Raw genomic sequence first — 24,927 nt, forward strand, 5'->3', positions numbered from 1 at the left:
GAATAGACGGTGCCGGGCCGCAGTAACCCCGGGCTCCAACTTTTGCCGCTTCGAGCGGCCTTCCGCCGAGAGGCGTTTCTGCGGTCTGGTATTTTTTATGCCAAATTCTGGCCCAAACACCAACGGGGATATATACGCCAACGGCGACCCAAACTCCAAGAGTGTGAGCCGCCATACGCGTGTGACTGTTCGAGTTGAGTTACCCGAAACGGCCCGAGACGTAGTCTTCGGTTGCCTGGATCGAAGGCGTCGAGAAGATCTTCGAGGTGTCATCGAACTCGATGAGCTTGCCTGGCTTGCCGGTGCCAGCGATGTTGAAGAACGCGGTGCGGTCTGAGACGCGTGATGCCTGCTGCATGTTGTGCGTCACGATCACGATCGTGTAGTCCTTCTTGAGGTCATCGATGAGGTCCTCGATTGCAAGGGTCGAGATCGGATCGAGCGCCGAGCAAGGCTCATCCATGAGCAGCACCTCGGGCGAAACTGCGATCGCGCGGGCGATGCAGAGACGCTGCTGCTGGCCACCCGAGAGGCCTGAGCCAGGCTTGTCGAGGCGGTCCTTCACCTCGTTCCAGAGGTTGGCACCCTGCAGCGACTTTTCGACGAGGTCGTCTGCATCGGTACGCGAGATCTTACGGTTATTGAGGTTGACGCCCGCGAGTACGTTTTCGCGGATCGACATCGTCGGGAACGGGTTCGGACGCTGGAAGACCATGCCCACCTGGCGGCGAACGAGCACGGGATCGACGCCTGCGCCGTACAGATCTTCACCATCGAGCAGCACCTCACCTTCGACGCGTGCGCCGGGGATTGCCTCGTGCATGCGGTTGAGCGTGCGGAGGAAGGTGGACTTGCCACAGCCCGAGGGTCCAATGAACGCAGTCACGCTGCGGGGCTCGATGTTCATCGTCACGCCTTCAACAGCGAGGAACTTCGAGTAGTAGACGTTGAGGTCTGAAACCTCGATGCGCTTCGACATGGTGTTGTCTTTCGTTTCAGGGAGTCGGTGGAAGATTAGCGGCCGAATGACGGCGAGAAGTATCGCGCAATCAGGCGGGCAAGCAGGTTGAGCGCCATCACGATGAGGATGAGCAGCAGGGCCGCAGCCCATGCGCGCTCGAGGAACGCCCATGCGGGGTTACCCTGGTTCGCGAACTGCGTGTACACGTAGACCGGAAGCGACTGCATGCGGTCTGAGAAGAGGTTGTAGTTCATCGACGCGGTGAAACCTGCGGTGATGAGGAGCGGCGCCGTCTCACCAATGACTCGCGAGATCGAGAGCATGACGCCGGTCGTGATACCCGCGATCGAGGTCGGAAGTACAACCTTCAAGATGGTGCGCCACTTGGGAACGCCAAGCGCGTATGAGGCCTCGCGAAGTTCGTTGGGGACGAGGCGGAGCATCTCTTCACTCGATCGCACAACGACCGGGATCATGAGCACTGAGAGCGCGACTGCACCGATGATTCCCATGCGCACGCCAGGCCCGAGGAAGAGCGCGAAGAGGGCATATGCGAACAAGCCAGCAACGATCGAGGGAATACCAGTCATGACGTCAACAAAGAACGTGATGATCTTGGCGAGCTTGCCACGACCGTACTCGACGAGGTAGATCGAGGTGAGCAGTCCAAGCGGAACCGAAATGATGGTCGCTGCAAGCGTGATGAGCAGCGTGCCGATCATTGCGTGCAGTGCGCCGCCACCTTCGCCGGTGACGTTACGCATCGAGGAGTTGAAGAACTCAGCGTCCATGCGGCCGATGCCATTCGAGATCACCGTGATTGAGACTGAGACCAGGGGCACCATGGCGACGATGAACGCGCTCGTGACGAGAGCTGTCACGAAGCGATCTTTTGCCTGACGCTTGCCCTCAACTGATGCAGAGAGGACGGTGATGACCACCATGTACGTGATGCCGCCGACAAGTGCGGTACCCACGAGTGAGAAGGAGGATCCGCCAGCCATTGCGAGCAGCGCAAACAGCGCGGTTGCAACGAGGAAGGACGCAGCCAGGGTGATCCATGGGGTGCGCTTGGAGAGGCGATTACCCGCGAGTGACGAACCCTGCGAGACGGGACGAACGGTGATTGCCATGGTTAGTTAGCTCCGTTGAACTCGGCGCGACGGCTTACGATCCAACGCGCAAGGGCGTTCACGAGGAAGGTCACGATGAAGAGGATAAGACCGGTTGCAATCAGCACGTTCACGTTCTGGCCGTAGGCCTCAGGGAAGGTGAGCGCGATGTTCGCTGCGATGGTTGAAGGGTTCTCGGAGGTCAGGAGCTTGAAGCTGACGATGCCCGTAGCCGAGAGCACCATTGCGACTGCCATGGTTTCGCCGAGTGCGCGACCGAGGCCGAGCATGGCGGCAGAGACGATGCCAGAGCGGCCGAAAGGCAGCACTGCAAGGCGGATCATCTCCCAGCGGGTCGCACCGAGTGCCAGGGCAGCCTCTTCGTGAAGCTTTGGCGCCTGGAGGAAGACCTCACGGCAGATAGCCGTCATGATCGGAAGGATCATAACGGCGAGAACGACAGCGGCGGTGAGGATCGTGCGACCGGTGCCGGTTACGACACCGCCAAAGAGCGGGAACCAGCCCAGGTTGTCGTTGAGCCAGGCGTAGACCGGCTGCAACGCAGGAGCGAGAACGCCAATGCCCCAGAGGCCGTACACGACGCTCGGTACCGCAGCGAGGAGATCGACGATGTAGCCGAGCACCGAAGCGAGCTTGCGGGGCGCGTAGTGCGAGATGAACAGCGCGATACCGATTGCAACGGGAAGCGCAATCGCGAGGGCAAGCGCTGCGGCCCAGATCGTGCCAAAGACAAGGGGGCCGACGTACGACCAGAAGTTGCTCGTGATGAGCGACGCGGTCTGGTCAGTGGCAACGAACGCCGGAAGGCTCTGCACGATGAGGAAGATCGCTACAGCAGCCAAAGTGACAAGAATCATGCTGCCTGCGAAGACAGCGGATCGTGAGAACACGCGGTCGCCGCGGCTGAGGACCGGTCGTGGCGCTTTGGTAGTGGCAGTCACTGGGTGGGTGCCCTTCGAAAATGTGCTGATCAAAGTGTGAGTGGAGCGTATCGCACGGAAGTCGGAGACCCGTGTTCAGAGGCTATCTATGGCGTTGTTGCCGAGATATGAACGCGGATCCCCGACTCTGGGTGCGAAGCGATTTAGCTGATTGCGTCGATCGCTGGCTGAACCTTCGAGCGAAGCTCTTCGGTGATCGGAGCGCTGCCCGAAGACGTCTCTGCGTCCTTCTGGCCCTGCTCGCTCACGATGTAGCTGAAGTACGACTTCACGAGCTCTGCGTTTGCGGGCTCTGCGTACTTCTCGCAACCAACGAGGTAGCTGACGAGAACGATCGGGTAGACGCCTGCCTCTGACGAGGTGCGGTCAAGCTTGATCGCGATGTCGTGGTCGGTGCGGCCCTCTTCAACAGGCGATGCGTCGACGATTGCTGCTGCAGCCTCGGGGCTGTATGCAACGTACTCGTCGCCAACCTTGATCTCGACGGTGCCAAGATCGCCAGCACGCGATGCGTCTGCGTAGCCGATGGTGCCAACACCGTTGGTGACTGCGTCAACGACACCCGAGGTGCCCTGTGCGCCTTCGCCACCGAGCTCGGTGGGCCACTCTTCGATCGAGCCTGCGGTCCAGTCAGCGGGTGCTGCTGCCTCGAGGTACTCGGTGAAGTTGCCGGTGGTACCCGACTTGTCCGAGCGGTGAACTGCGCTGATGTTCGCATCAGGCAGGGTGACACCGGGGTTCTGGCCGACGATTGCCGGGTCGTTCCACTTGGTGATCGAACCCGAGAAGATCTTTGCGACGGTCGAAGCGTCGAGCTTGAGCGAGTCAACGCCGTCGAGGTTGAAGATGAGTGCGATCGGCGAGATGTACGCCGGGAACTCAACGATGCCCGAATCAGGTGCGCAAGCGTTGAAGGGGCCTGCTGCGATCTCGTCGGTCTTGAACGCGCGGTCCGAGCCAGCGAACGACGATGCGCCCTGCTGGAAGGTCTCGCGGCCTGCGCCCGAGCCGGTCGGATCGTAGTTCACCGTGACGCCTGAGTTGGCGGTCTGGAAGGCTGCGATCCAACCTTCCTGAGCGGATCCCTGCGACGATGCGCCTGCACCGATGATCTCGCCCGACAAGTTCGACTCGGCGGGAGCGGTCGAACCGGATTCATTTGCCGCGCATGAGGTAAGTGCGAGTGCAGCGGCGCCGCTGACAATTGCGGCCTTGGTCAGAGCTGAAAGCTTCACCGTAGATTCATCCCGTCTTGAGAAGTATCGTGATTTGGTGCGACCGGAATTGGCCACATCTCTACGGTAGGAAGCCTGTGTGACCTGCGGGATGCCACTAAGTGAACAGCGGGTGAACGAAAGTGGTGAAACTGTGAACCGGACGCACAATTCGAGCATCAGAGCAGTACAACTTCTGTTGACAACTCTCGTGACAACTTTTGGCTAGAACAACGCTGCGTTACAACTTCACGGGGTAGGTTTCGACGCTGAGTATCCCAGCGCCGGGATTCTGTTTGGAAAAGTGAAAGATTGAAAAAGCGCCGGGCGGCAGATCGGCCGCTTCTTGGAGGTAGCTTCCCGGGAGACTGCCGGTAGCGAGTGCCAGCTCACGGACAGCATCTGGTAACACTGGGCGATGGGTGCAGATCAGCGTGTTGCGAGTCTTGCGTACGGTCTTGCCGATGACGGTGCGCAGGCCTGTGAGATCGCCGCTTTCCCACGTGTCTTGGCTCAGACTGTCTTTCTTCCTGACGCGCTTGCCGAGGAGCTCTGCAAGAGGCGAAACGGTCTGCATGCAGCGAGCCGCGGTGGAAGAGATGATGCGGCGGGGTGCAAACGGCAGCAAGATCGGGACGAGCTTTTCTGCCTGCTCTTCGCCAGCCGCAGCAAGGGGACGCAAATGGTCAGTGGGATACACGTCACTGCGCGGCTCAGCCTTGGCGTGACGCAGCAGGATGACTGAGAAAGTGTCGAAGGCGTTGCGTTCGACGAGCTTCGTGAAGACGCTGTACAGGTCTCGGTCTGCCGCGTAGGTGAGTCGGTCAGCGACCTCATCGGCGGGGAGCCACTCGAGGGCTTCAACCTCACTATTCGGACGGAACTTCGATGCTGACACCGCCGCATCCGTGACCTCTGCTGCCCAGTACTGCACCGTCTTCACGTTCTTGTTGGACAGCGGGTAATGGATGGTGCCGAGGTTCACGCCGAGGCTGACCTGTAAGCCAGTCTCTTCAAGGGTCTCTCGCACTGCAGCCTGCGGCATGCTTTCGCCAGCGTCGAGTTTGCCTTTGGGAAACGAAATGTCGCGCTGCTTGGTGCGGTGGATGAGGAGCACCATGAGTTGTTCGGCACCGCGTTCATCTGTCACGCGGCGCCAGCACACAGTACCGGCTGCGAAGAGTGACTTGCTCAACGATTTCTCCGGTCGCGTGCCTCCGTACGGTCAATCATGACCAGGTCTTGAAGGTCAGGAAGCAGCTCGCCAGAGCTGTTGACCACGCGACGCTCCCAGGTGCCGTCAGACAGGAGTCGCCACGATGAGACATCGTCGCTGAATGCGAACTCGAAGAATCGGTCGATACGGGCGAGATGCTCTCGTTCAGTAATTCGAACGAGTACCTCAATGCGACGATCAAGGTTGCGGTGCATGAGGTCGGCACTACCGATATACACTTCACGGTCGCCGTTGTTCTCAAAGGCGTAGATACGTGAGTGTTCGAGGTAACGACCGAGCACAGAGCGAACCTGAATGTTCTCGGAGAGGCCAGGAACACCCGCGCGGATCGAGCAAATGCCGCGGATCCAAACTTCGATTGGCACTCCAGCCTGGCTCGCGCGGTAGAGCGCGTCAATGATCTGCTCATCGACCATCGAGTTTGCCTTGAACTTGATTCCGCTCGGAAGGCCGGCACGTGCGTTTTCGGTCTCACGTTCGATACGTTCAAGCAGCCCCGCACGCAGCTGCAACGGTGCGACGAGCAACCGGTTGTAGTCGGTCTCGATTGCGTAGCCTGAGAGCACGTTGAAGAGCTTGGTCACGTCACGGCCGACTTCAGGCGATGACGTGAAGAGTCCGAAGTCTTCGTAAATGCGGCTGGTCTTTGGGTTGTAGTTACCCGTGCCGATGTGGCAGTAGTGCGTGAGCTTGCCGGCCTCTTCGCGAATAACGTGTACGAGCTTGCAGTGGGTTTTGAGCCCCACGATGCCATAGACGACATGCACGCCGGCTTGTTCAAGCTTGCGTGCCCAGGTGATGTTTGCTTCTTCATCGAATCGCGCCTTGACCTCGACGAGGGCAAGTACCTGCTTGCCTGCCTCTGCCGCCTTGATGAGTGAGGCCACAATGGGGCTGTCACCTGAGGTGCGGTAGAGCGTCTGCTTGATCGCCAGCACATCTGGGTCGGTTGCTGCCTGCTCGATGAACGCCTGCACACTCGTTGCGAACGACTCGTAGGGGTGATGCACCAGTACTTCGCGGCGCGCAATCGCAGCGAAGGTATCGGGCTTCTCACTTGGCGAGCTCGTGCGGAACTTCGGATGTGTCACCGGAATGTGCGGCGTGAACTTCAGGTCCGGGCGGGGAATGCTCGTCAGTGCGAACAGGCCAGAGAGATCGAGCGGTGCAGGCAACACATATACCTGCTCAGGATCAATGTCGAACTCTCGCTTGAGGAGATCAAGCGTTGCTTCGTCCATATCGTCAGAGATCTCAAGACGAATGGGTGGGCCAAAGCGGCGACGCAGAAGCTCTTTCTCGAGCGCCTGGATGAGGTTCTCGGTCTCGTCTTCTTCGATCTCAACATCTTCGTTGCGTGTCACACGGAAGACGTGATGGTCAATGACCTGCATTCCCGGGAAGAGGCCGTCGAGCTGGTTCGCAATGAGCGCCTCAAGCGGGATGAAGCGGACGTTATCTTCGGTCTCGCGGCGGTCAACGCGTACATAGCGAGGAATCATCTGCGGGACCTTCAGGCGTGCAAACTCGACCTTGTCATTGCGCGGGTTGAAGACCCGGATCGACAGGTTGAGCGCACGTCCCGAAATGTAAGGGAACGGGTGCGCAGGGTCAACAGCGAGGGGCATGAGCACGGGGTAAATGTGCTGCTCGTAGTACTCAGTGAGAACTTCGCGGTCGGCCGAGTCGAGACTCTGCCAGTCGACGATCCGCACGCCCTCAGCAGCGAGCCCGGGCTTGACGACCTCGGAGTAACAGCGGGCATGACGCTTCTGCAGGTCATAGGCAGTCTGAATAATGTCGGCAAGAACCTCTGTCGGTGCGCGGCCGACGTTGGTGGGCACCGCCAGGCCGGTGACGATACGACGCTTCAAACCAGCGACGCGAACCATGAAGAACTCATCAAGGTTGGAGGCAAAGATTGCGAGGAAGTTGGCACGTTCGAGAAGCGGAACCGAGGGGTCCTCTGCAAGCTCAAGCACGCGCTGATTAAACGCAAGCCAGCTCAGCTCGCGATCGATGTATCGATCAGCGGGCAATGGCTCGTCGAAACCGGCAATGGTGGGCGTAGCGTCGCTCATGGTTTCCATTCTTACAGTTTGTTGGTCTCAGGGCGCAGCCATTGTGCGGAACGCGCCGCCACAGTAAAGCCGTGACGCTCGTAGAGATCGACCGCGCGCGTGTTCTCACCGTCAACATAGAGCGATACCGAAGCCGGGTGGTGAGTACTCATTTGGGCGAGCGTCTGCGAGAGGAGCAGCCTGCCAAAACCGCGGCCCGCTGCTTCAGGTGAGACACCCAGCGCATAGAGCTCGGTGTCAGGCGCGCTGCCCTGGTCGTTACGTATTGTCTTCACCCAGCCGTAGCCCGCAAAGCCCGTAATGTCGTCTGTTTCGAGCACAAAGAGCTCAGCCTGATCAAACCAGTCTTCGGCCGTCATACGTTCGAAATCTGCGACCGTGATGCGGCCCTGCTCGGGGTGCGAAGCAAATGCTGCAGCGTTGACATCGACCCAGTTCGTGACATCGGATGCAGATGAGGGATCAAGTGTGCGGACCCTTACGCCAGCAGGCATGAGCGGGAACGTTGCGGGAAGCGCCAATGGATCGAGTGTCATACGCAGCAGCGTGCGAACGGGGGAGAACCCCTTCGCCGACAGGATCTGCTCGGCATCAGGCTGCGACCCATGCACCCATGCGCGGACCGGGCCTCGAACGCCGGTCAACATGCCATTGGCCAATGCGGTGCCGACACCGTGTCTACGTTGCTCAGGGAGCACCACGACATCGATCTCCCTCTCGCCAAGGATGCCAAACCCGATCGCGCCTGCGCCCACTTCGTTCGCCATGAAGAGCTCTCGAGCGCCTGACGATGCCGCAATGAAGGCCTGGTCAGAGACCGGTGGTGCACCGTCGAAAGCTTCGGCGGTCGCGGCAATCGAACGAGCAGTGCGCACACCCGAAGCGAGGTCTTTCTGCGAAACGACGGTAAGTGTGAACATCGGTGCTCCTCCTTCAGGTGTGTGAACCTTTGGTGCTCATGATCTTACGGGGGACCACTGACAATTCAGGGTGGGCACTTGTGTGATGACTGTTTGTGGGGCGTGTGCGAAGATGGGACGCATGAGCGAATCCGTCGAGGCATCAGAACCGCATCCGTGGCATATCGGTCGGCTCATCACCGCCTGGGCTGTCGCAGCTGTGTTCGGTGTCATGGTGTTGGTCTTCTCGCCTGAGGAGAGCCGTTTCGCCTGGCTCGTATTTGCCATCGGTCTTGGTTCGCTTGTGACCTTTGCGCTGCAGCTTGGAACGGCCCAAAAACACGGTTTCATTACGCGTTTGGCGTTCAGTATTGCCGGTTGCGTGCTGATTACTGCGGGCGTTGACGGCATCGGTACGCTCATCGGCCGCATCTAGACCCGAACATTTTGTGAATTAAAGGAGTACACTGGGATCATGCTTCTCGCGCTTGAACTCTTTTTCCTCGGCCTGCTTGGCTTGGCGTCGTTGGCTATTGCTTGGGTTTCCGGCACGGTCATTTACAAGCTTTTCAAAGGCCAGCGCTAACCAACGCATATTTGCTGCGGCCCCTGAATCGTTCTGAGCTCGGAGGTCAATCCGGTGAGTAGTCCTTTGTTGAACCTACCGGGCGCTATTGCGCTCGGTGACCGCACGATTGCTGCGCACTACGGTTCCCCGCTGCCAGAGCAGCGCTCGCTCGAGTCTGGGCGAGCCATTGTCGATCTTTCTGATCAAGCGATCGTGACCGTGAGTGGCGCGGATCGCCTGAGCTGGTTGCACTCGTTTACATCGCAGCATCTGCTCGGCCTCCAGCCAGGCGAGAGCGTCGAAACGTTGTTGCTTGACCCAAACGGTCGGATCCAACAGGCAATCCGGCTGGTCGACGACGGTGAGACCGCATGGTTAACCGTTGACGCTGCGGCAGGCGACGGACTCATGAACTTTCTGATGCGTATGCGGTTTGCGCTGCGCGTCGAGGTCACAAATGTGACCGAAGAGTATGCGGCTATTGGCGCATTTGACACTGTCGAAGCATCAGAAGGCGCGGTCGGTCAGTTGCGTCAGCTTGGAAGCGCAGCCGTTGAGTGGCGGGACCCTTGGGCTTCGCTGCAACGCGGCGGTGTGCAGTACGCACGTGGTGACCATCCGGGTGAGCGATGGTCATTCGTGCAGTTCATCTTCCCGCGCACTGAACTTGCGCGTATTTCTGCGTTGGTGGACGCTGATGAGATATCGGTAGCTGGCACGATGGCGCTTGATCCGCTCGAGATTCGTGCGTGGCGTCCGAACTTTGCGAGTGAAGTTGATGAGCGCGCGATCCCTCACGAGTTTGATTGGCTCCGCACCGCGGTCCATCTCAATAAGGGGTGCTATCGCGGGCAAGAGACCGTTGCAAAGGTGCACAATCTGGGGCACCCGCCACGACGGCTCGTCATGTTGCATCTCGATGGCTCCGCTGGCGAACTGCCAGCGGCAGGCGCCCTCGTCTACCGTGCTGGCGAGTCCGCTGCAGACGATGCTCGGCCAGTGGGGCGGATCACGCGCGCCGCAAACCATTACGAATGGGGGCCGATTGCTCTCGCCTTGGTAAAACGAGGCATCCCCGAAGATGCCGGTCTTGAGGTTCGCCTCGAAGACAGCGGTGAAACGATTGCCGCAAACCCTGAGGTCATCGTGCCTGCAGACGCGGGCGCAACCGCCAACATTCCAAAGCTCAAACGAATCTGACTGAATAGACTGGAACCATGACCAATACCCTGATTCTGCTCCGCCACGGCCAGAGCGAATGGAACGAAAAGAACCTCTTCACCGGTTGGGTGGATTGCCGCCTCACCGAGAAGGGCAAGGGCGAGGCAGCTGCTGCAGGCAAGCTCCTTGCTGAGGCAGGCGTGCTGCCCGACGTGCTTTTCACCTCGCTGCTGAGCCGTGCGATTCAGACTTCGAACCTTGCGCTCGACAACGCTGATCGCCTGTGGATCCCGGTCAAGCGCTCGTGGCGTCTGAACGAGCGTCACTACGGTGCACTGCAGGGCCTCGACAAAGCTGAGACTCTCGAAAAGTACGGCGAGGATCAGTTCATGGAGTGGCGTCGTTCGTTCGACACCCCGCCGCCCGCACTCGATGACGCAAGCGAGTGGTCGCAGGCGAATGATCCGCGCTACGTCGGCATCGATGGTGAACGTCCCAACACTGAGTGCCTGCAGGACGTCATCACTCGCCTGGTTCCCTACTGGGAAGGTGAGATTCTTCCTGAGCTCAACTCGGGCAAGACCGTACTCGTCACTGCGCACGGCAACTCGCTTCGCGCACTCGTGAAGCACCTCGAGGGCATTTCAGACGAAGACATTGCATCGCTCAACATCCCGACCGGCATGCCGCTCGTGTATGAGATCAATGAAGACGGCACCCCAACTGGCAAGGGCCGTTACCTCGATCCGGAAGCTGCAGCAGCTGGTGCGGCAGCGGTCGCAGCACAGGGCAAGAAGTAAGCGCTCAGCGCTGACGGTCTGCGGCCTGGTCGCAGCAGCAGGAGGGGAGTCCCAGTCGGGGTTCCCCTCCTTTGCGTATGAGGGTGCATGCATTGGATTGACACGCAAAGACGCGAGCCACTGCGCATCGCGGCGAGGTGCCTGATTGCAGGCACGCAAAAGACGCCATCGGGGGTGGTGATGGCGTCGAATTTGCGCGGTCACTTGATCGTGACCAGAGCAAAGCGGAGAGAGCTAGTTCTCGTCCTCTTCGTCTTCGATGTCATACTTGTCGGCGTATTCGGCCCACATGTCTTCCTCGGACTCCGCAGAAGACTTCGTCGCGAGCTCGCGCTCGAGCGCCGAATAGTTCGTCTCCGGGCTGAAATACTTCAGCTCCCGAGCGACCTTGGTGTGCTTTGCCTTTTGACGGCCGCGCCCCATGCGTGACCCCCTTACCAACTCAGGCCCCGCGAACTCTCGTTCCGCGAGGCAAAACCCATGCAATATAGACGTATAGGGCAGATTCTAGCACGCGATTCAGCACACTCCTATCGCCCAAGGTGAGCAGAAACTGCGTCTTCGGTTATCTTCACCTGAGCATTACGATTGAGGCATGACTACCGCTTCGCGCCGACGCCCTACATTGCGGGCGCTGCTTATTTCACTGCTGGTAATTGCAGTCGTTGTGCTTGGCGTGGTCGCAGTGATCGTGATTCCGATCTTCACTCACCAGAGTGCTGGCTCTTCCGGACAGGTTGTTCCGGATTCTTATGTAAGTCGGGATTCCGCGCGTGGCGAGGACGACCGTAACCGCACGGTCGAGGTTCGAAGCGCGACCGGAGACGAGCTCGACATGGCCGCGCTGAAACCCGGCCAGAAGATTGTGGTGACTGGCTCTGGCTTCGATGCCGGGATCGGCATATATGTCGGATTCTGTGCAATCCCGAGCAGCCCGGATATCAAGCCAGGGCCGTGCCTTGGCGGCCTGCCTGAGGGAGCGATGGACGGCGAAGTCGATGCCGAGGATCCGCTCGCGAGCGCTTGGGTGACAAGTGACTGGGCCTGGAAGAGCTTCGCGACACATTCATACCTCGACACCACGGCTGGGACGTTTGAAGTCGTGCTGACGGTACCAGAAGCCAAGTCAGAGGGCGTTGACTGCACCGTGGATCGTTGCGCAGTCACAACCCGCGCCGATCACACTGCTGCGAGCGACCGCGTCCAAGACATTCTGCTGCCCTACGGCTACGCGAAGTAGCTAGCCAGCGTAGGTGAGCGGCGCAATCACCAGCGTCGCAAGAGAGTAGATCGCGAGCCCCGCGAGCGCGCCGATCACGGTGCCGTTGATGCGAATGAATTGTAGGTCCTTGCCGACCTGTAATTCGATCTTCTCCGCGGCTTCCCGCGCATCCCAGCGCTCGACCGTATCGACAACCACCTGAGAAAGGTCGTGGCGATACTTCCGTACGAGGTGAGTCGCGCCAGTGACAAGCCAGGAATCAATCTTGCTGCTCAACACCACATCGTTATCCAGGCGGGTGCCGAGTTGGGTGAAGGCGGCTGAAATGTGCCGACGGAGATCGCTTGCAGGATCCGCCAGCATCTCAAGGAGCGCGGATCGCACCATGTCCCACGTGTGCTCTGCGAGGGCACGAACACGTGGACTATCGAAGATCTCGGCCTTGAGCGATTCGACCTGTAGCTGAAGAGCCGGTTTGGTCTGTAGATCCGCGCTGAGGGTGGTGATGAAATCGCCAATGGTTGCGCGGAACGGATGATCGAGATCTGTCGCTAGATTGTGCGCGAACTTCACGGCCTCTGCGTGAAGCTTGCTGTCGACGAAACCGCTCACGATGCTTGGCACCCATGCGGGAAGCTGAGCTGATACCAGGTTGTCAAAAACGTGCGGGTGCTCAGTGAGCCACTGTTCAAAGCGGTCCGCAGCGATGCTCACAACCGCCTCATGATGTCCACCTGCAACAAATGCCGCGGTTGCGCGGCCGATGGTAGGCGACCAGTCTGGCTCGATGAGGTTGTTCCGCACGAGCGACTCAAGCAACCCTTGCACATCGCGATCATCGAAAACGTTGAGTATCGCGGCAAGTCCGTCGGCGGTAAGTGCGGCTGCGCGATCCGCGTGCTGGGGATCAGAGAGCCACTCGGCCGCGATGCGACTACCGCTGATGTCTGCGAGCTTGGTGTCGATGACGTCGTCGGCGAGGAAGTTCTCTTCGATGAAGGATCCGAGGCCCTCGCCAATTTCGTCTTTGCGCTCAGAAATGATGTTCGTATGCGGGATCTTGATTCCCAGCGGATACCGGAAAAGCGCGGTGACCGCGAACCAGTCTGCGAGTGCGCCGACCATGCCACCCTCGCTTGCCGCCCGGACGTATGACAGCCATGGGTAACGCGCCTCAAGCGAGAAGGAGACAACGAAGAGCACCGCCATGAAGCACAGCAGTCCGATCGCGATCCACTGCATTCGCCTGAGCGCGTGCAATCGATCGAAGTCAGCGGGTGTGACAGCGCCGAGAGTTCGGCGTAAGCGACGGCCAGTCATGCACATCATTATCGCTTGTTGAAGATTCCTTGCACCGTATTGCCCGTGCCGCGCTATTGCACCTGTCAAGGGTGGCGGTCTGTATCGGCCCACGGGGGCTGTTGAAACGCCGAGCGCTCCGCAGACTCGAGTGGGATACTTGATTCCATGCACTTTCTTACAGCGTTAAGCCTGAAGAACCGCGCGTTGATCGCCCTCGTGACGATTGTCGCTGCGGTGTTTGGCACGCTCAGCATGGGGTCCTTGAAGCAAGAGCTCATGCCGTCGGTACAGTTCCCGACTGTTGCAGTGATGACCACCTACCCAGGCGCGTCTCCTGAGGTCGTAAACAATGATGTTTCGACCCCGATCGAGACGGCCCTGCGTGCCGTGCCGAACCTTGAGACGACGCAGGCGACTTCCTCGACGGGGTCGTCGGTGGTGCTTGCTCAGTTTGAGTATGGCGTTGACCTCGCGAGCACTGAGCAAAAGGTCGAGCGTGCGGTGAGCAGGCTCGCGAGTGTGCTTCCGGAGAGCACAGACAGCCAGGTCATGTCTGGCAGCATCGATGACTTCCCCGTCGTGCAGATCGCTGCAACTCCTGCCAACGGCATGGACGCAGAAGAGGCAGCGGATCTGTTGCAGCGCATTGCTGTGCCTGCGCTCAAGGACCTTTCGGGGGTTCGTGATGCGCAGCTCCTTGGCGCGCTCGGGGACCGCATCTCGATTGTGCCAAATGACACTGAGCTCGCGAACCGGGGACTGACCCGCGAAGACCTTACTGCTGCGCTCCAGCAAAGCGGAATCTTGATGGCGGCTGGCACCGTCGCTGACGAAGACCGCACGCTTGCGGTGCAGCTTGGCACCGAGGTGACCTCGGTCGACGAGGTCGCCGCGATTGCTATTCCGCTGCCAGCCTCGGCCATGATTCCGCAGGCGCCTGTTGACACCAGAGAAACGTTTGGCGACAGCGAAGAAGAGAAGGTCGTTGCGCCAGCGCCGATCGCAACCCCCGCGATGATTGCTGACGTTGCAGAGGTCACGCTCGAGAAGAACCCTGTGAGCTCGATCTCCCGGGTGGATGGTGAGCCAGCGATCACGATTGCCGTGACGAAGACCTCGTCTGCAAACACCGTCGAGGTGTCGAAGGCTGTGCAAACGGAACTCGATGATCTCAGCGACAAGCTCGGTGGAGTTGAGCTGAAGGTGGTGTTTGACCAGGCGCCCTACATCCAAGATGCAGTGCACACGCTCACCACAGAGGGGCTGTTGGGGCTCATCTTTGCGGTCATTGTGATTCTGTTGTTCCTGGTTTCGGTGCGAGCGACACTTGTGACAGCGATTTCAATTCCTGTTTCGGTGTTGCTCACATTTGTTGGTCTGAATTTTGCTGAGTACACCCTCAATATGCTCACGCTGGGTGCACTCACCATCTCGATCGGTCGCGTCGTTGATGACTCCATCGTCGTGATCGAGAACATCAAGCGTCACCTCAAGACTGAGGCAAACCGGTCTGCCACGATCGTGCGGGCGGTACGTGAAGTCGCAGGCGCAATTACCGCTTCGACGCTGACCACGGTTGCAGTGTTCCTGCCGATGGCGTTTGTCAGTGGCATGGTTGGGGAGATGTTCCGCCCGTTTGCGTTTACCGTGACCTTTGCGCTTGCTGCCTCCCTGCTGGTGTCGCTCACAATCGTTCCAGTGCTCGCATACTGGTTTGTGCGACCCTCAGATGAGACTGCAGCAAAGCTGACAGAAAAGCCTCGTCGCTACACCGAAGACAGCTTGAGCAAGAAGATGCAGGGCTGGTATCGCCCAGTCATCGAGTGGACACTGCTGAAGCCCGGCGTCACCATCATCATTGCCGTTGCGGTATTCATCGGGACGATGGCACTCACCCCACTCTTGAAGACGAACTTCATGGGCTCAGACGAGCAAAACTCAATTGGTCTTACGCAGACGTTGGAGCCGGGCACGAGCCTCGAAGCTCAGCTTGACCAAGCAGAGCGAGTTGAAGAAGCACTTGTCGACATGAAGAATGTGGAGACGGTACAGGTCACGATCGGCGGCTCCGGCGGCATGAGCGCGATGTTTGGAGGCAGCAGCGACGGCGTCATCACCTATTCGATTACGACGAACCCTGATGCCAACCAAGAGCAGGTGCAAAACCGGATCCGCACGGCGGTTGACGATCTGAGCGACGCAGGCGAATTCGCCATTGCTCAGTCGGGTGGCGGCATGACGATGTCGTCAGCGATTGAGGTCTATGTGACCGGCCCCGACCAAGAGACCCTTGCCGCGGCAGCTGAAGCAGTGACAGCAGAACTGCAAGATGAGTCAGGCATCAAACAGGTCGAAAGTGACCTCGCTCAGTCGCGCCCGTATCTCCGTGTAGCGGTTGATCGGACGAGCGCTGCAAAAGTCGGACTGACCGAAAGCGCAGTCGCGGCCATGGTCGTCAACCAAATGCAGCCGCAACAGGTCGGCCAAGTCACACTCGATGCTACTTCGGTGAATGTCTACCTCGCAGACCGAGACATGCCCAGTGACAAAGCTGCTGTCGAAAACCTGATCATTCCAACGATGCAGGGCGAGCGCACCCTTTCTTCCCTCGCGACTGTCGAAGTGGCTGACGGCCCGGTTTCGATCCGCACGGAAGATACCGCGCGCATGGTGACAGTTTCTGCTCTGCCAGAGGGCGATGACCTTGGCAGTGCCGGCGCTGCTGTGAACCGGGCGCTTGAACGCGTCGAGCTTCCCGCCGGTGCGAGCGCTGAAATCGGTGGCGTGATGTCGCAGCAGTCTGAGGCCTTCGGGCAGCTCGGCATCGCACTGCTCGCTGCAATTCTCATTGTGTATGTCGTGATGGTTGCGACATTCAGAAGCCTGTTGCAGCCGCTACTGCTCCTCATCTCAGTGCCGTTTGCGGCGACTGGCGCCCTGCTGTTGCTCCTCGTCACAGGAACTCCGCTTGGCGTCGCCTCGCTGATCGGCGTGCTCATGTTGGTCGGCATCGTGGTGACCAATGCGATCGTACTTATTGACCTGGTGAATCAGTACCGTGACCAGGGCGAACCGCTGCGCGATGCGGTCATTCACGGCTCACTGCAGCGACTGCGCCCCATCGTGATGACCGCGCTGGCGACCATTCTTGCGTTGCTGCCCATGGGACTCGGCATCAGCGGTGGCGGTGGCGGTTTCATCTCGAGACCGCTGGCTGTCGTGGTGATTGGCGGCCTCCTCTCCTCGACCGTGCTCACACTCGTAGTGCTTCCGACCCTGTACTTCCTGGTCGAACGTCGTAGAGAGAAAGGTCGAGGAGACAGCGGGCCAACTCTGGATGGCGGAGAGACCGAGCCTCCTCGCGTTGAAGAACTCGGACGCACGCGTCGCACCGGCTTCACAGCGGTAGCTGGGCAAACTGCGGGATCGGGCGCATCTGATGACGCGTTCGGCTGCGCTAGTGCTGGCGCTGGGAGTGCTGGCTTTGTCACCGCTGGTTCTGGCCTTGAGACTCCCTCGTACGCGTCTGCCGCGGCCGTGGGCCGTAGCGTTGGAAACGCGGGTGCCACGGTGGGCGAAGCGATGAAGCGTGGAGCTTCGCTGTTCCGTCGTCGGGCTGCGGAGCGTTCGCCGGTTTCTCCGGCTGATCTCGCGCTCACCGCCGAAGAATTGGACTCGCTCAACTCAGACGCCGGTGTGCAGTTGCCGGCTCAGCCGGAGAAGTCTGTACCTGTTTCGGCTGTCTCCACTGAGTCGAAGTTTGACCTCGCCGCAGCCGCTGCAGTTGCAGCTGAAGCGCTCGCAGACGAACAGCGTGACACCGAACTCGATGCCGAGTTTGAGGCTGAGCACGTCGCTGACTCTGGGGTCGAACGTGCCATTGAGCTTGGGGCAGAGCATGATGCTGAACCTGATTCCGAGGTGCCTTTCCCGACAGAGGTGCGGAGTACCCTGATTGATGTTGAAGCACAGCAGGCATTACTGAACAACCTTGTTCAGGCCGGACTGAACGCCCCCGCGAGGGATGTTGCCGCTGCCGAGGCTGCTGAGTCGGTGGAGTCCGCAGTGACTGCTGAGGCGATGGGCTGGGCCGGAGACACTGAGATGGCGGTCGAGCCTGAAATAGCTGAGGAAGCTATGGCAACGGACCCAGCGGACGCCACTGACACTGTTGAAGAACCTTCAACGGTCACATCGGCGCTACGTTCCCTTGGGCTGAACGTGACAAGCGAACCAGCAACTGGCGGACTCGAACGAATCTCCATCCACACCTCGGAGCTTGAGGTCGTGCCCCCGTTGGTGGAGACCGAACTCATTGAAGCTGACCCCATTGCTGATGAGGAAGCGGCAGACGAACTTCTTGTCGAGCCAGAACACATTCCTGAACAGATCGAAGCCATGACGCATGAGATCCTGGATGCAGATCTCGTTGAAGAGACAGATGCGGTTAGAGATATCAGCGTTGTCAACGCTGAGAACCCACGCGCCGGACATCGTAAACCCCCGGTTGAGGACGTGCCTGCGAGCGCGATCCCCATCACCGGTGAGATCAACTGGGAAGAACTCATGTGGCAGGCTGCGCAAGAAGTCGACGGTGACTCAGAAAACGAAACAGACCAAGACTCCGACACCGATACTGAAAGCGGGCGCGCGTAAGTGGCAAAGAAGAAGAGCGGCGGGTTTAAAGCCCCCGGTAATTACGACCCGCGTCGAGGCAAACGCCCGACGAAGGCCGGCCGGTTTGGGGTGCCTGAAGGGGAACGTGCCGCTGACCGACCTGCTTCTGGCCGTGCTGCGGGCGGACGTACTGCGTCAGGCAGAGGCGCGGATCCGCGCGATGTAAAACGACCAGACACCAGTGCGACGAGCGGCCAGGCAAAGCGCGAACCCGTGAAGAACGGACAGTCCAAGAACTTCCCGGCTCAGGGCGGTGCTCGCGGAGCGCAGGGACCTGTGGTGTTGGACGCTCCGCGTCAAGACTCGGGCACGAAGCTCGCAAATATTCAGACGCAGGTCACCACTGCCGCTGATGCCGCGCATGCCACGTGGGAAGGTCTCGGCCTTGGCGGAAATATCGTGCGTACGCTGGGCGAGCTTGGAGCCAGCCAGCCATTCCCCATTCAGGTTGCAACGATCCCAGATGCGATCGAAGACCACGACATTCTCGGCAAGGCAGCGACCGGTTCTGGCAAGACCATCGCCTTCGGCGCAGCGCTCGTCGAACGTATGTTGTTCTTGAAAGCTGCTGGCAAGATTCCCGCAGCACCAAAGAAGCCAAAGCTGAAGCGTGGTGAGCGGATGCCGAAGGCAGAGATCCGCAAGCCCCGCGCGCTCATCCTCGCGCCAACTCGTGAACTTGCGCTGCAGATCGACCGCACGGTTCAGCCCATTGCTCGGTCAGTCGGCCTGTACACGGCCCAGCTCGTTGGTGGTGTCCCTATCGACCCGCAGGTTGTTGCACTGGAGCGTGGCATCGACATCGTCATTGGCACTCCTGGCCGCATCATCGACCTGGTGCAGCGTCGTAAGCTCGACCTCCGCGAAGTACTCATCACCGTTGTCGATGAGGCGGATCACCTGTGCGAACTCGGATTCCTTGATTCGACGCAGAAGATCATGCGCCAAACTGTTCGCGGTGGCCAGCGCATGCTGTTCTCTGCGACGCTTGACCGTGACGTGCAAGAGCTTGTCGAGGAATTCCTGAACGAGCCTCGCGCGCACGAGATCGAGGTCGATGCGCGTGCTGGTAAGAATGTTCCGCACCGCGTTCTCCTTGTGCAGCGTGAAGAGAAGGATGCCGTCACCGTGCAGCTTGCTGAGCTCAAGGGCAGCGTCATGATGTTCTGCCGCACGAGGCTCGGCACCGAACGCGTCACCGAACTCCTCACGGTAAATGGGGTCTCAGCTGTGGCTCTGCACGGTGACCTGAGTCAAGCACGTCGTGAGCGCAATCTTGAAAAGTTTGCGACGGGCAAAGCCCGCGTACTCGTTGCGACCGACGTGGCCGCCCGTGGCATCCACGTCGATGATGTAGATCACGTTGTTCAGGTGGATGCTCCGCACGATCACAAGGCGTACCTCCACCGTTCCGGTCGCACCGGTCGCGCGGGCAAGCGTGGCAATGTGTTTACCCTGTCGCTGCGAAATCGCCAGAAGCTCACGAAAGCGCTGCTCGATGAGGCCGGTGTGAAGCCTGTCTTCTTCGGGCCTTTCACTCCAGGGGCGAACCCGACCAAGCTGCGCGATTAGCTGCTGCGCCGCGCCCCACTTTGAGGGGGCGCGCGCGCCCCTACGTCTGCAAAACGGCCGTCGTCCGCAAGAAAAACCTCAATTTCTTGCGGACGACGGCCGTTTTCTAGATTTGGGCGGGCGCTCGCGGGCGCTCGCGGGCGCTCGCGGGCGCTCGCGGGCGTTCACGTGAGCCCATGCGAGCGCGCAGACAGAAGCCCAAGATTGCAGACTCAACCCCAACCTCAACCTCAAGCAGCACTGAACCCTGTGTGTCATGTATACACATCAATCACATGCTGATTGTGTGCACTCTACAGAAAGTTCACGGCCCGAACATCGCACAAATGTAGAAACCCCAGACGACTCAACGCACGCTCACGCAAAGAACCTAGCCTGACGGTACGCCGTGGATGACGAAGCATGAGCCCGGCCCCGAGAGTTTGAGCGTCAAGGAGGACCTCCGATGAGCGAGCACACGATGAACAAGCACACGACGAGCGAGCGCACAGCGAGCGAGCACGCGATGCACCCCCACACCGGCCCGAACGCAACAATCCCGCAGATTGACAAGGCTGAAGTGACCAACCTCCTCCTCGGCAAGTGGCAGAAGGAGCGTCTTGAGTCGCGTGAAGTTGCAAAGAATCCGCGCTTCCAGGGTATTCCCGGCCTGTCGATGGACGAACATCGCGCAAGGGTGCTTGAGCAACTGCACGGCCTCGTCGAAGAGCAAGCGATTCAGCGGGCGTTCCCCTCAGACCTTGGCGGCTCAGACAATCAGGGCGGAAACCTCGCCGCATTCCAGGAGCTTGTGCTTGCCGACCCGTCACTCCAGATCAAGGCGGGCGTGCAGTGGGGACTGTTTGGCTCCGCAATTCTGCACTTGGGCACGCGCCCGCACCACGAAAAGTGGTTGCCGGATGTGATCAACCTCAAGATCCCCGGAGCATTTGCCATGACAGAGATCGGGCACGGTTCAGACGTCGCCTCGATCGGCACAACGGCGACCTATGATCCCGAGACTGAAGAGTTTGTTATTCACACTCCGTTCGCTGGGGCTTGGAAGGAATTCCTCGGCAACGCAGCGCTGCACGGCGAGGCAGCAGTGGTCTTTGCGCAGCTCATCACGCAGGGCGTGAACCACGGTGTGCATGCGCTGTTTGTGCCGATCCGCACCCCTGACGGTGAGATGCTGCCTGGCGTGCAGAGCATGGACGACGGGGTCAAGGGCGGCCTCAACGGCATCGACAATGGGCGGTTGGCGTTTGACCACGTTCGTGTCCCACGTGAAAACCTGCTGAACAAGTACGGTGACGTGGCGCCTGACGGGACCTACACCTCCCCGATCGAGAGCCCGGGCCGCCGGTTCTTCACCATGCTCGGCACTCTGGTGCAGGGCCGTGTGTCGCTCGACGGATCAGCCGTGCGCGCGATGCAAGCCGGGCTCACTATCGCCGTGAAGTATGCGAGTGAACGCCGCCAGTTCCCCGGCGCATCGGGGGCTGAGACCGTGCTGCTCGACTACGGGCAGTACCAGCGGCGCATTATTCCGCGCATTGCAGAGACCTACGCGATGGGCTTCGCGAGTGAACGGCTGCTAACTGTGTTTGACGAGGTGTTCTCGGGAACGAACGATTCCGATTCGCACCGCGAAGATCTTGAAACCCTTGCGGCGGCGCTCAAGCCGCTGTCGACCTGGGGTGCGCTCGACACGCTCCAAGAGGTGCGTGAGGCATGTGGCGGATCAGGGTTCATGGCCAAGAACCGCATCGTGGGGCTGCGCTCAGATCTTGACGTCTATGCGACGTTCGAGGGCGACAACCACATTCTGCTGCAGCTCGTCGGGAAGCGGCTGCTCACCGACTACGCGAAACAGTTCAAAGACGGTGACCGGGCGGCACTCGTCAAGGCTGCGGCGAGCCAGCTGGGCGACCGCGTGAGCCGCTTCGGCCTGCGCCAGGTGGGTCAGAGTATCGCTGACCTGGGGCAGGTGGGGCGTTCAGTCGAGAGCCTGCGTGCAACCGAGTCGCAGCATGCCCTGCTGGCGGATCGCGTGCAGACGATGGTCGCTGACGTGGCTATGGCGATGCGCGACGCAACCAAAGATATTCACGGTGACAAGCGAGCGAAGGCCATCGCGAGCGAGCGTGCATTTAACGCGCAGCAGGCCAAGCTCATCGAGGCCGCCCGAGCGCACGGCGAGTTGCTGCAGTGGGAAGCCTTCACAGATGCCCTCGGACGGGTTTACGACCCAGAAACCCGCCAGGTGCTCACCTGGTTGCGTGACCTCTTCGGCTTCACCCTCATTGAACGGCATGCGGCCTGGTACCTCATCGAAGGTCGGCTCTCTGGTGCGCGGATCGAGGCGGTCACCGCCTACATCGACCGACTGATCGGCCGGCTTCGGGTGCAGGCGCTCGACCTTGTCGATGCATTCGGACTCACGCCAGAGCTGCTGCGTGCAGAGATTGCGACGGGGATCGAGGCTGAACGACAGGCAGAAGCCGCCGACTACGTCGCAACGCAGAAGGCGGCTGGTACCTGGCCGGTGCATGAGAAGGAGTTGCGCGCTCGGGAGCGCGCAACTCGATCCGCTAGCTAATGACCGAGATGCCGAGGGTCGCAAGCACGCCGAAGAGAACGCCCCAGATGATGATCGAGATGATCTGCCAGAAGATGACGAGGTTCTTGGGCGCACCGAACGACACCATTGCGGCCGAGGTGATCTGGCTTGGCAGGAAGACCTGACCCGCAAGGCTCACGACTGGGACGCCGAAGCGGTCCATGCGGTCCTTGAGCTTCTGGCGCTTCGGCGTGAGGGCGACTGGCTCGCGGTTGGCGGTGGCCTTCGACCGGATGCCGTGCGCCGAGAGGACGAAGATCAGCATTGAAATGATGTTGCCGCAGATTGCCGCAGCAACTGCGACGACGGGATTCAGGCCAGCGAGCACGCCAATTGCGGATCCAAAGTAGGACTCGACGAAGGGGATTGCCGCGACGAGCAAGACGCCGATCCACTGCAGTGCCTCCGGAAGTGAAGCAGCGAAGTCCTGGAACGTGGTGATCATGATTACCTTTCGTGGCCGGTAACGGTTCGGCCGAGTAATGCGCTGGGCAATGCTTGCCGGTGGGGCGGATCCCGCAGCGGCGATGTATCTATCTTTTCGAGATCCCGCGGGCCGGTGTAGTGCCGCGCATCATGGGTTCACCTGCGGTTCTGCACGGTGTTTGTGTGACATTTGTCATGGGGCGGCATGAGTGTCACACCATAGGCTGGAATCAATGAATACGAAGAATCACTCACAGCCGCAAGATGCAGGGGCCGGAGTCAACGCGACCTGGAATTACACGCTCGCATCGATCGTGTTCTTCTTTGTCGTGCTTGAGGGCTTCACGCTGCTCTTGCTCGCTGAGCAGGTCGCAGCTGGGTGGAACCCGACACTCGCAGTGCTTGCCGCGTTCATGCTCGTCACATGCGTCGTGCAGATTCGGTGGTCATGGTTCTTGCGTGCCGGAATCGGTGGCGGCTTGCCGTCACGGGGATGGATCGTTGCGCTCATGGCGCCAAGCGTGGTCGCGTGGGCATGCGGATTCTTTGCAGAAGGACTGTCGTTGATCGCGGCCATACCTGTGTGGCTGTCGTTCTCGCTCGTTAGCTGCCTCGTGTCTCGCGGCTGGCGGTGGGGGATTCTGATGCTGGGTGCTGTGTTCTGCCTGGTTCCGCTGTGGACGCGGGAGCCGGAGGCGTGGGCTCCCATGTTGCAAGGCGAAATCTGGTTCGTGCTGATCTATGCAGCCTTGATGCCGACGATGCTGCTGCTCAGCCTGTGGATGTGGGGAATCGTCAAGCAACTCGATGACGCCAGGCAAGCGGCAGCAGAGCTTGCGGTCACCCAAGAGCGTTTGCGGTTTGCGAGCGACCTGCATGACATTCAGGGCCACCACCTCCAGGTCATTGCGCTGAAGGCTGAGCTCACCGAGCGCATGCTGGAGCGCGTGCCAGAGCAGGCCGACGCGCAAGCGCAGGCTGCGGCGCAGGTGCAAGAGATCCGCCTCATCGCAAAGCAGGCCATGGAGGAGACTCGTGCCCTCGTTGCCGGGCTGCGTGAGGTCGGCCTCAGCGAAGAGCTTGAGAATGCGCGCGATGTGCTTACCTTGGCAGGTGCAACATGCACGCTTGAGCTGGCTGCCAGCCCCGGGGACACCCGTGCAGAGCACGCGCTTGCGCTAGCGGTACGAGAGGGCACGACCAACATTCTTCGGCACAGTGACGCAACGACCGCAGCGATTTCGCTCACGAGTGATGGCAGCCGCTGCATCTTGCGCATGACCAATAACGGGGTCGCAGCGGCAGCACCGACTGCGGTGCCTGGACGCGCGCCAGGCTCGGGGCTCACAGGGCTTCGCTTGCGACTCGAAGCCGTTGGCGGTTCGCTCGTCAGTCATGCGGATCCGAACGCCGGTACATTTGAACTGCGAGCGGAGGTTCCGCTCGGTACCGGGCAGACGTCTGGAATCCCAGATTCCGTGAGAGGAACAGCGAGTTGACCGGAGTCGCGCAGGAGAAGATCCGCCTGCTTATCGCAGATGACGAACACCTCATCCGTGGTGCACTCGAAGCGCTGCTCGGACTCGAGCCAGACATCGAAGTCGTGCGCGGGGCAGGCGATGGGGTTGAGGCGCTCACGCTCGCCAGAGAAACGCAGCCAGACGTGTGCCTCCTCGACCTCGAGATGCCGAACGCAGACGGGATCGAGGCAGCGATTCGCATCTCAGAAGAGGTGCCGACCGCGAGAACGATTATTGTCACGAGGCATGCCCGACCAGGCGTGCTGCGCCGTGCGCTCGCTGCAAAGGTCTCGGGGTTCGTGCCGAAGTCAACGCCAGCTGGTGAGCTGGCCGATGTTATTCGTGATGTGGCAGCCGGTAAACGCTACATCGATCCTGAAATTGCGGCCGCGGCGCTCACCGCAGAGCGGTGCCCGCTGACCGATCGTGAGCTTGATGTGCTGCGCGCGAGCCGGGCGACAGAAAGCGTGCAAGACATCGCAGAACAACTCTTTCTCTCGCCGGGAACCGTGCGCAACTATCTCTCAGCCGCGATGACCAAGCTCGGCGTGAGCTCGCGGCACTCGGCGGCAGAACAGGCATGGCAGCAGGGCTGGATCTAAGCTAGCCAC

At 60.2% G+C, this 24,927-nt stretch carries 19 protein-coding genes; 9 read left to right on the forward strand and 10 right to left on the reverse strand.

Annotation, left to right across the window (positions count from 1 at the left end; all coding sequences use genetic code 11):
- Positions 1-199: 199 nt before the first annotated feature.
- The 7 genes from pstB to mshD form a co-directional block, all read right to left on the reverse strand.
- Positions 200-979 carry a phosphate ABC transporter ATP-binding protein PstB gene (pstB, locus tag FW756_RS07620; RefSeq protein ID WP_446429551.1) on the reverse strand — a complete coding sequence of 260 codons (780 nt, stop codon included), beginning with the start codon at positions 977-979 and terminating at the stop codon, positions 200-202.
- Between the two features lie 35 nt (positions 980-1,014).
- On the reverse strand, positions 1,015-2,094 hold the full coding sequence (gene pstA, locus FW756_RS07625) for a phosphate ABC transporter permease PstA (RefSeq protein WP_446429552.1): 1,080 nt from the start codon (positions 2,092-2,094) through the stop codon (positions 1,015-1,017).
- A 2-nt stretch (positions 2,095-2,096) separates the two neighbouring features.
- The gene (gene pstC / locus FW756_RS07630) at positions 2,097-3,035 is read right to left on the reverse strand and encodes a phosphate ABC transporter permease subunit PstC (protein ID WP_446429553.1); all 939 of its coding nucleotides are present in this window, start codon (positions 3,033-3,035) and stop codon (positions 2,097-2,099) included.
- Positions 3,036-3,178: 143 nt separating this feature from the next.
- Complete coding sequence (pstS, locus tag FW756_RS07635) at positions 3,179-4,270, reverse strand: phosphate ABC transporter substrate-binding protein PstS (RefSeq protein WP_446429554.1); 1,092 nt, start codon at positions 4,268-4,270, stop codon at positions 3,179-3,181.
- A 220-nt stretch (positions 4,271-4,490) separates the two neighbouring features.
- Positions 4,491-5,444, reverse strand: coding sequence for an NUDIX hydrolase (locus FW756_RS07640; protein ID WP_446429555.1), 954 nt, complete (start codon positions 5,442-5,444; stop codon positions 4,491-4,493).
- Positions 5,441-7,567 (reverse strand): RNA degradosome polyphosphate kinase, encoded by a 2,127-nt coding sequence (locus FW756_RS07645; protein ID WP_446429556.1) that lies wholly within the window; start codon positions 7,565-7,567, stop codon positions 5,441-5,443. The genes FW756_RS07640 and FW756_RS07645 overlap by 4 nt, the downstream gene beginning before the upstream one ends.
- A gap of 11 nt (positions 7,568-7,578) precedes the next feature.
- Positions 7,579-8,487 (reverse strand): mycothiol synthase, encoded by a 909-nt coding sequence (mshD, locus tag FW756_RS07650; RefSeq protein WP_446429557.1) that lies wholly within the window; start codon positions 8,485-8,487, stop codon positions 7,579-7,581.
- Positions 8,488-8,608: 121 nt separating this feature from the next.
- Between mshD and FW756_RS07655 the strand changes: the two genes are divergently transcribed.
- The 3 genes from FW756_RS07655 to FW756_RS07665 all read left to right on the forward strand — a co-directional run bounded on the left by FW756_RS07655 (position 8,609) and on the right by FW756_RS07665 (position 10,995).
- Positions 8,609-8,902, forward strand: coding sequence for a hypothetical protein (locus FW756_RS07655; RefSeq protein WP_446429558.1), 294 nt, complete (start codon positions 8,609-8,611; stop codon positions 8,900-8,902).
- A 204-nt stretch (positions 8,903-9,106) separates the two neighbouring features.
- Positions 9,107-10,234, forward strand: coding sequence for a CAF17-like 4Fe-4S cluster assembly/insertion protein YgfZ (gene ygfZ / locus FW756_RS07660; protein ID WP_446429559.1), 1,128 nt, complete (start codon positions 9,107-9,109; stop codon positions 10,232-10,234).
- A gap of 17 nt (positions 10,235-10,251) precedes the next feature.
- Entirely contained in the window at positions 10,252-10,995 is a 744-nt protein-coding gene (locus FW756_RS07665) for a phosphoglyceromutase (RefSeq protein ID WP_446429560.1), read from the forward strand.
- A 234-nt stretch (positions 10,996-11,229) separates the two neighbouring features.
- On the opposite strand, the gene FW756_RS07670 is transcribed toward FW756_RS07665, so the two are convergent.
- Positions 11,230-11,418 carry a DUF3073 domain-containing protein gene (locus tag FW756_RS07670; RefSeq protein ID WP_446429561.1) on the reverse strand — a complete coding sequence of 63 codons (189 nt, stop codon included), beginning with the start codon at positions 11,416-11,418 and terminating at the stop codon, positions 11,230-11,232.
- A 172-nt stretch (positions 11,419-11,590) separates the two neighbouring features.
- Here FW756_RS07670 and FW756_RS07675 point away from each other — a divergent pair, with 172 nt between their 5' ends.
- Positions 11,591-12,235: a hypothetical protein gene (locus FW756_RS07675; RefSeq protein WP_446429562.1), complete on the forward strand. Its 645-nt coding sequence runs from the start codon at positions 11,591-11,593 to the stop codon at positions 12,233-12,235.
- Here FW756_RS07675 and FW756_RS07680 read toward each other — a convergent pair whose 3' ends face one another.
- Positions 12,236-13,537: a DUF445 domain-containing protein gene (locus FW756_RS07680; protein WP_446429563.1), complete on the reverse strand. Its 1,302-nt coding sequence runs from the start codon at positions 13,535-13,537 to the stop codon at positions 12,236-12,238.
- Between the two features lie 147 nt (positions 13,538-13,684).
- Between FW756_RS07680 and FW756_RS07685 the strand changes: the two genes are divergently transcribed.
- The 3 genes from FW756_RS07685 to FW756_RS07695 all read left to right on the forward strand — a co-directional run bounded on the left by FW756_RS07685 (position 13,685) and on the right by FW756_RS07695 (position 22,349).
- Positions 13,685-18,175: an efflux RND transporter permease subunit gene (locus FW756_RS07685; protein ID WP_446429564.1), complete on the forward strand. Its 4,491-nt coding sequence runs from the start codon at positions 13,685-13,687 to the stop codon at positions 18,173-18,175.
- On the forward strand, positions 18,176-19,768 hold the full coding sequence (locus FW756_RS07690) for a DEAD/DEAH box helicase (protein ID WP_446429565.1): 1,593 nt from the start codon (positions 18,176-18,178) through the stop codon (positions 19,766-19,768). It begins immediately after the preceding gene.
- Between the two features lie 505 nt (positions 19,769-20,273).
- Positions 20,274-22,349 (forward strand): acyl-CoA dehydrogenase family protein, encoded by a 2,076-nt coding sequence (locus FW756_RS07695; protein WP_446429672.1) that lies wholly within the window; start codon positions 20,274-20,276, stop codon positions 22,347-22,349.
- On the opposite strand, the gene FW756_RS07700 is transcribed toward FW756_RS07695, so the two are convergent.
- The gene (locus tag FW756_RS07700) at positions 22,342-22,815 is read right to left on the reverse strand and encodes a hypothetical protein (protein ID WP_446429566.1); all 474 of its coding nucleotides are present in this window, start codon (positions 22,813-22,815) and stop codon (positions 22,342-22,344) included. The two genes, FW756_RS07695 and FW756_RS07700, sit on opposite strands and share 8 nt — an antisense overlap.
- 214 nt (positions 22,816-23,029) lie before the next feature.
- On the opposite strand from FW756_RS07700, the gene FW756_RS07705 reads away from it, so the two are divergent.
- Positions 23,030-24,295, forward strand: a complete 1,266-nt coding sequence (locus FW756_RS07705) for a sensor histidine kinase (RefSeq protein ID WP_446429567.1) — start codon at positions 23,030-23,032, stop codon at positions 24,293-24,295.
- Positions 24,292-24,918, forward strand: coding sequence for a response regulator (locus FW756_RS07710; RefSeq protein ID WP_446429568.1), 627 nt, complete (start codon positions 24,292-24,294; stop codon positions 24,916-24,918). Before FW756_RS07705 ends, FW756_RS07710 begins: the two co-directional genes overlap by 4 nt.
- The last annotated feature ends 9 nt before the right edge of the window (positions 24,919-24,927 follow it).

It is taken from the genome of Leucobacter sp. 1207-22 (assembly GCF_052850455.1).